We start from the raw sequence: 6,607 nt of genomic DNA on the forward strand, positions 1-6,607 counted from the left end.
CCCTCACCGGCTCCACCCCCAGCATCTTGGCGATCTCCGCCGCGGGAGCCGGGCGGCTGATGAAGTAGCCCTGGATCTCGGCGCAGCCCTGGCCGCGCAGCGCGTTCAGTTGTTCCAGCGTCTCCACGCCCTCGGCCGTGGTGACGATGCCCATCGAGGAGCCCAGGTCCAGCACGGCCTTGATGATGGCCATGGCGTCGCTGTCTTCCAGGATGTCGCGGACGAAGGTCTGGTCGATCTTGATCTTGTCGAACGGGAAGCTGCGCAGATAGCTGAGCGAGCTGTAGCCGGTGCCGAAATCGTCCATCGAGATCCGCACGCCCAGGGCCTTCAGGTCGTGCAGCATGGTCATGTTGGATTGACTGTCCTGCAGCAGCACCGACTCGGTGATCTCCAGCTCCAGGCGCTGGGCGGGCAGGCCCGAGCCCGCCAGGGCCGAGACGACCGTTCGCACGAGGCCCCGATCGCGGAACTGGGCCGGCGACAGGTTCACCGCCAGTCGGACGTGATCCGGCCATTGCGCGGCCTCGGCGCAGGCCTTGCGCAGCACCCATTCACCCAACGGGACGATCAGGCCGATCTCCTCGGCCAGAGGAATGAAGTCGGCCGGCGAGACCATGCCCCGCTCCGGGTGGCGCCAGCGCAGCAGGGCCTCGCAGCCCGTCACCCGCTCGTCGCCCAGATTGTACAGCGGCTGGTAGAACAGCTCGAACTCGCCGGCCTGCAGGGCTCGCCGCAGGTCCAGCTCCAGCGCCCGGCGCGCCTGCAGCTGCTCGTCCATGGCGTGTTCGAAGAAGTGGAAGGCGCCGCGTCCCTCGGCCTTGGCGCGATAGAGGGCCATGTCGGCCTTCTTCAGCAGCTCGTCGGCGTCCTCGCCGTCGGAGGGCGCGACCGAGACGCCGACGCTGGCGCCGATGACCACCTGATGGCCCTGAAGGTCGAACGGGGCCGACATGGCCTCGACGACGCGTTCGGCCAGGCGCGTGGCGCCGGTCATGTCCTTCAGGCCGGTCTGGACGACGGCGAACTCGTCGCCGCCGAGGCGGGCCACGGTATCGCCCTCGCGGACGCAGTTGCGCAGGCGCTCGGCGGCCACGCGCAGCAGGGCGTCGCCCAGCGGATGACCCAGCGTGTCGTTGACGGTCTTGAAGCGATCGAGATCGATGAAATGCACCGCCAGCTGATCGCCGTTGCGGGCGCGACGGGCCAGGGCCTCGGCCAGCGACTTCTGGAACAGCACGCGGTTGGGCAGTTCGGTCAGCGGATCATAATGGGCCAGGCGGGCGATCTGCGCCTCGGCCCGCTTGCGCTCGGCGATGTCCTCGGAGACGCCCAGCAGGTAGGCGGGCTCGCCGTCGGCGTCGCGGATGGCGATCTTCTTGGTGCGGAGGATCGCCATGCCGCCGTCCGCGCGCGGCACGTGATCTTCCTCGATCACCCGCACCTCGCCCGACAGCAGCACCTCGCGGTCACGCTCGACATAGAGCGCGGCCAGTTCGGGGTCGTGGATGTCGGCGTCGGTCTTGCCGATCACCTGGTCGCGCGACATGCCCAGCGTCTTCTCGCCGGCCCGGTTCAGCAGGACATAGCTATGGTCGTCGGCGCGCTTGACGAAGACCATCGAGGGCATCGCCTCGACGATCGCCGTCATGAAGGTCTGGGCGCGCTCCACATCGGCCTTGGCGGCGGCGAGTGCGGCCACGCCCCGGCGGTTCGTCTCGTTGGCGGCCTGCAGCAGCCCCAGCACGGTGCCCACGCCCAGATAGCGGCCGCCCTCGGTGACGATGAAGCCGCGCAGCAGGTCCGAGGCCCGGTAGGACAGGCTGTCGGTGGTGAACGACGCCAGCTCGGTGTCGGCGTAGACGACCAGCGGCTCGCGGTCCATCAGCGTCGAGATCGGGCGGTTGGCGTAGAGCGCGCGGCCGTACTCGGCCGCCATGCGCAGGAAGAAGGCGTTGCGTTCGACGATGCCGATCGGTCGGTCCTCGTCGTCCAGCACCGGAACAATCAGGGTGTCGGGCTCTTCCCGGAAGCGCTCGTACAGCGACTTGCCAAGAACATCCTGACGCGCGGGCGTCAAGGAAGACACGGTGTCCCTAAGGGTGAACATGGTTACGCCTCCACTTGGGCGCAACAAGGACCATTTCTGGACTAACGAGGTGCTAATGTCCCGGCCAAGCCCGGCCATTTCGCCAAAAGTTCATGACGCCGTCACAGTGTTTTCGGCGGCATTTACCTTGAATATTATTGCAATTTAACTTCTAGACCCCTCCCGACCCGTATCCAGAAAGTCCCGTGACTTGAAAGTCTCGGGAGCGGCGACCTCGACCACCGGCTCGTCGCGGTCATCGAACTCGGTGCGCAGGGCCCGGCTCATCACCGCGTGCATCTCGTAGAGACAGGTGATGTAGGTCAGTTCCAGGATCTGTTCGTCGGTGAGAAAGGCCTTCAGCGCCGAGAAGACGCCATCGGCGACGCGGCCGCCGTCCAGGACCAGGCCGTCGGCATAGGCCAGCACCGCCCGCTCGCGCGCGTCGAACACGTCGCAGACCTGCCAGTGCGGCACGGCGGCGATCTTGTCCTCCGACACCCCGAGGCCCCGCAGCGACTTGCAGTGCTGGGAGAACACGAACTGGCTGCCCCGCGCCCAGCCGGCCCGGGTCTGGGCCAGCTCGCGCAGCACCGGATCGATCTTGCGCGCCGGGTCGCGATAGAGCGCGAACCCCTGGGCGGCGTGGCGCAGCACGTCCGGACTGCCGGCGAAAACGGTCCACCAATCGCCGCGCGTGCCGGTGTCCGTGCCCGGATGGGCCACGGGGTCGCGCTCGCCGAAAAGGTGGTCGTAGAGGCGAAGCGTGCGCTCGTCGGTGACCTCGGTCCGAGGGATCTGGCGCAGGCGCGGCATCAGGCGACCACGCCCAGCGGCCGCGAGGCGCCCGCCGGCGCGTGGAGCACGTCTTGGGGGCCGAAGTCGCGCGTGAAGGCCGCCAGCTCCATCATGATCCCGTTCGGATCGGTGAAGTAGACGGACCGAACGAAGACGCCGGGATGCATCCGACGCGCCACGCCCATTTCGCTGTCGTCGTGATTGACCACCATCGGAAACGCCGGAACGCCCGCCGCCTGGAGGCGCTGGAGACAGGCCTCCAGATCCGCCTCGTCCACCGTGAAGGCGATGTGGTTCATCGAGCCGACGGCGGTCTTGGAGTCGGCGGGAAACGACCGAACCGAGGCGATCCCCGGCGCGGCCGGCGGCGTCTCGGGCCACCAGAAGAAGGCCAGGCACGCGCCGCCCCCGCAGTCGAAGAAGAAGTGCTGGCCGCCGTCGGGCAGCGCCACGGTCTTCACGAGGGGCATGTCCAGCACCTCGGTGTAGAACTTCACCGTCTCGCCCATGTCGCGACAGACCAGGGCCAGATGATTGACGCCGTTGATTTTCATCTCGGCTTCCTCCCGGCCGCCGAGCTTATCCCAATGATGGAGGAGGTACAGCGCGCGGTGACGTCGGCTACTCGCGTTCCCGTCGGTCGTCGCCCATCAGAATGTGGCCGCCCCAGCTGACGACGCCCGTGACGATGGCCGCCTCGATCCCGGCCAGGAGCCCATGCACCTGCATGTGCCCGCCCAGCATCCAGGCGACGAGACCGATCATCGCGGCGTTCACCACCAGCAGGAACAGGCCCAGCGTCACCAGGGTCAGGGGAAAGGTCAGAACCGTGACCACGGGACGGACGACGGCGTTGACGACGCCCAGCAGGAAGCCGGCGATCAGCAGGGTGGTCCAGCCATCGACCCAGACGCCCGGCACGATCCTGGACGACAGCCAGAGGCCGGCGGCCGCGATCAGGATGCGGAAGATGAAGCGGACCATGCGACGAATCCCCGTTTTCTGGCTCTAGCCTGCCTCATGCCGCCGTCCGGGCAAAGAGACGCCGCATTCGTACAATATCCGAGCGAGCAACTCGGACATTACAAATGCGTTACCACCCTTCCAACCGCCACGCCGCGTCCTATCTATGCCTCTGTGTGAGGGTGATCGCGCGTAGTGGCGAGCGGATCCGCACGCAAGGGGATACGAACTAAGATGACCGCGAACACCCTTTCGGTGATGTCGCCCGATGGCGGCCTTTCCCGTTACCTGACCGAAATCCGCAAGTTCCCGATGCTCAGCAAGGACGAAGAGTTCATGCTGGCTCAGCGCTGGAAAGAGCATCAGGACCCGCAGGCCGCCCACAAGATGGTCACGTCGCACCTGCGCCTGGTGGCCAAGATCGCCATGGGCTATCGCGGCTATGGCCTGCCGATCGGCGAGGTGATCTCGGAAGGCAATGTCGGCCTGATGCAGGCCGTCAAGAAGTTCGAGCCCGAGAAGGGCTTCCGTCTGGCCACCTACGCCATGTGGTGGATCCGCGCCTCGATCCAGGAATACATCCTGCGCTCGTGGTCGCTGGTGAAGATGGGCACGACCGCCGCGCAGAAGAAGCTGTTCTTCAACCTGCGCAAGGCCAAGAGCCAGATCGCCGCCTTCCAGGAGGGCGACCTGCGTCCCGAGCAGGTCAGCGAGATCGCCACCAAGCTGGGCGTGCTGGACAGCGAGGTCATCTCGATGAATCGCCGCCTGTCGGGCCCCGACGCCTCGCTGAACGCGCCGCTGCGCGCCGACGGCGAGAGCGAGTGGCAGGATTGGCTGGCCGACGAAGATCAGGTCTCGCAAGAGACCCGCGTCGCCGAGGACGAGGAGAAGTCGCTGCGGATGTCGCTTCTGGAAGAGGCGATGGTCGAACTGACCGACCGCGAGCGTCACATCCTGACCGAACGCCGCCTGAAGGACGAGCCGACCACGCTCGAAGAGCTCGCCGCCCAGTACGGCGTCAGCCGCGAACGGGTGCGCCAGATCGAGGTCCGCGCGTTCGAAAAGCTGCAAAAGACCATGCGCGAGGCGGCGATCGCCAAGAACATGGTCGACGCTTAAGCGATTAGCCCAGATCCGAACGCGATGAGGGGCGCCGAAAGGCGCCCCTTTTTCGTGGGCGACGCTATTCCCGCTTCAGCCGCTCCAGCGCCCCGTCATAGGCCTTGAGCAGTCCCTGCTCGGTCTCGATGTGCGCCTGAAGATAGGCGGCCGCCTCGGTCATATGCTGCAGCGCCTTGGCGACCTCCGGCCGGGTGGGGGCGCCGACATAGCTGCTTTCGGCCAGCCCGAACCAGACGGTCTGCTCCGAGCGCTGCAACGCGATGAACGCCTCTTGCTCGCTATAGGCCTTGGCCACGGCGCGCCCCTCGTCGTGGGGAAAATCGCCCATGACCTTGGTCGATAGAGCGCCCGCCCAGGCCGCCGACTTGGGCCAGACGAAATCGCGCGCCACCTGGACGCCGCCCAGGGGCGGCCCCTTGCCCGCCACGAACTTCGCGCCCGACAGCAGGACCTGATTCAACTGCCCCTGCAGAACCCGCGCCTGCTCCAGGTTCGCCGCCACCTCGCCGCGGTTGCGGGAAAGCTCGTCGATGAAGTCGGCGCGGCTGAAGCCAACCGCGCGCTCGGTGCGGTGATGCTCGACCAGGGCCTCGGCGCCGAGGGCGATCAGAATGCCCATGACGATCGTCAGCAGTTCGACCGCGAATTCACGCCATGAATGGATAGGCTTGGGTTTGTGGATTTCCACGGCTTGCCCCCGACCTTGCTCGCGCCCTGTTGTCGGCAAGATTCGCGATCCATGCAATTGACGGCGCGAACCCGACCAGGCTCCAGAGTCCAATATTTCGAGCGCGTTCGGGCGGTTTAACCGCTCACACTTGAACCTGAGGCACTCTATAAGGCGCGGCGATGACCGCCTCCCCCCTCCCCCAGCTGATCCTGCTGCCCGGTCTGCTGAACGACGCCGAGCTGTGGCGGGACCAGATCAGCGGCCTGGCCGATGTCGCGCGGGTCTGGGTCCCGGATCTTTCGCCCTACGCCACGCTCCATGAGATGGCGCAAAGCGTGCTGGCCGAGGCCGAGCCGACCTTCGCCGTGGCCGGATTCTCGATGGGCGGCTACGTCGCCCAGGAGATCGCGCGGCTCGCGCCGGAGCGCATCGAGCGGTTGGCCCTGCTGGACACCTCGATCCGGGTCGACACGCCCGAGCGCGCCGCCCAGCGCCGGGCGTTGAACAAGGCCGCCGCTCGGGGCGGGACGTTCCTGGGGATCGGCCAGGCGATCATGAAGTCGTATATCGACGCCTCGCGCCTCGACGACATCGAGCTGACCACCCGCATCGTCGACATGACCCAGCGCCTGGGCCGCGAGGTCTTCCTGCGCCAGAACAGCCTGGAGCGCCAGGACGGCGAGGCGGCGCTGAAGGCCCTGCGCGTTCCGCTGCTGATCATCGTCGGCGAGAACGACCAGATCACGCCCGCCGAGGGCTGCCGCGAGATGGCGGCGGCGATCGGCTGCACGCATCTGGTGGTGATCCCCAACGCCGGCCACATGACGCCGATGGAAGCGCCCAGCGCGGTCAACGGCGCGATCCGCCACTGGCTGGAGCGGCCGGCGGGGAAGCGGTAGCAGAGCGCCCCCTCCGTCACGGGGCTCCGCCCCGCGACACCTCCCCCGCGTCGCGAGGGAGGA

Annotated in this window: 7 protein-coding genes; 2 read left to right on the plus strand and 5 right to left on the minus strand. The window is 67.2% G+C overall.

Going from position 1 to position 6,607, the window contains the following annotated elements:
• From OR37_RS20205 to OR37_RS20220, 4 genes are all read right to left on the minus strand, one after another.
• Positions 1–2,110: putative bifunctional diguanylate cyclase/phosphodiesterase (locus tag OR37_RS20205; protein ID WP_004624844.1), on the minus strand; the 2,110-nt coding region annotated here is incomplete at its 3' end.
• Positions 2,111–2,254: 144 nt separating this feature from the next.
• The gene (locus OR37_RS20210; RefSeq protein ID WP_004624846.1) at positions 2,255–2,905 is read right to left on the minus strand and encodes a carboxymuconolactone decarboxylase family protein; all 651 of its coding nucleotides are present in this window, start codon (positions 2,903–2,905) and stop codon (positions 2,255–2,257) included.
• Positions 2,905–3,441 (minus strand): VOC family protein, encoded by a 537-nt coding sequence (locus OR37_RS20215; RefSeq protein WP_004624848.1) that lies wholly within the window; start codon positions 3,439–3,441, stop codon positions 2,905–2,907. The genes OR37_RS20210 and OR37_RS20215 overlap by 1 nt, the downstream gene beginning before the upstream one ends.
• A 67-nt stretch (positions 3,442–3,508) precedes the next feature.
• Positions 3,509–3,871 (minus strand): phage holin family protein, encoded by a 363-nt coding sequence (locus OR37_RS20220; RefSeq protein ID WP_004624850.1) that lies wholly within the window; start codon positions 3,869–3,871, stop codon positions 3,509–3,511.
• 213 nt (positions 3,872–4,084) lie between these two features.
• Here OR37_RS20220 and rpoH point away from each other — a divergent pair, with 213 nt between their 5' ends.
• Entirely contained in the window at positions 4,085–4,972 is an 888-nt protein-coding gene (rpoH, locus tag OR37_RS20225) for an RNA polymerase sigma factor RpoH (protein ID WP_004624851.1), read from the plus strand.
• A 64-nt stretch (positions 4,973–5,036) separates the two neighbouring features.
• Here rpoH and OR37_RS20860 read toward each other — a convergent pair whose 3' ends face one another.
• Positions 5,037–5,663 (minus strand): hypothetical protein, encoded by a 627-nt coding sequence (locus OR37_RS20860; RefSeq protein ID WP_004624853.1) that lies wholly within the window; start codon positions 5,661–5,663, stop codon positions 5,037–5,039.
• Positions 5,664–5,824: 161 nt separating this feature from the next.
• Between OR37_RS20860 and OR37_RS20235 the strand changes: the two genes are divergently transcribed.
• Positions 5,825–6,544, plus strand: a complete 720-nt coding sequence (locus OR37_RS20235) for an alpha/beta fold hydrolase (protein WP_004624854.1) — start codon at positions 5,825–5,827, stop codon at positions 6,542–6,544.
• Positions 6,545–6,607: the final 63 nt, after the last annotated feature.

Source organism: Caulobacter vibrioides OR37, from assembly GCF_000372645.1.
GTDB lineage: Bacteria > Pseudomonadota > Alphaproteobacteria > Caulobacterales > Caulobacteraceae > Caulobacter > Caulobacter vibrioides_E.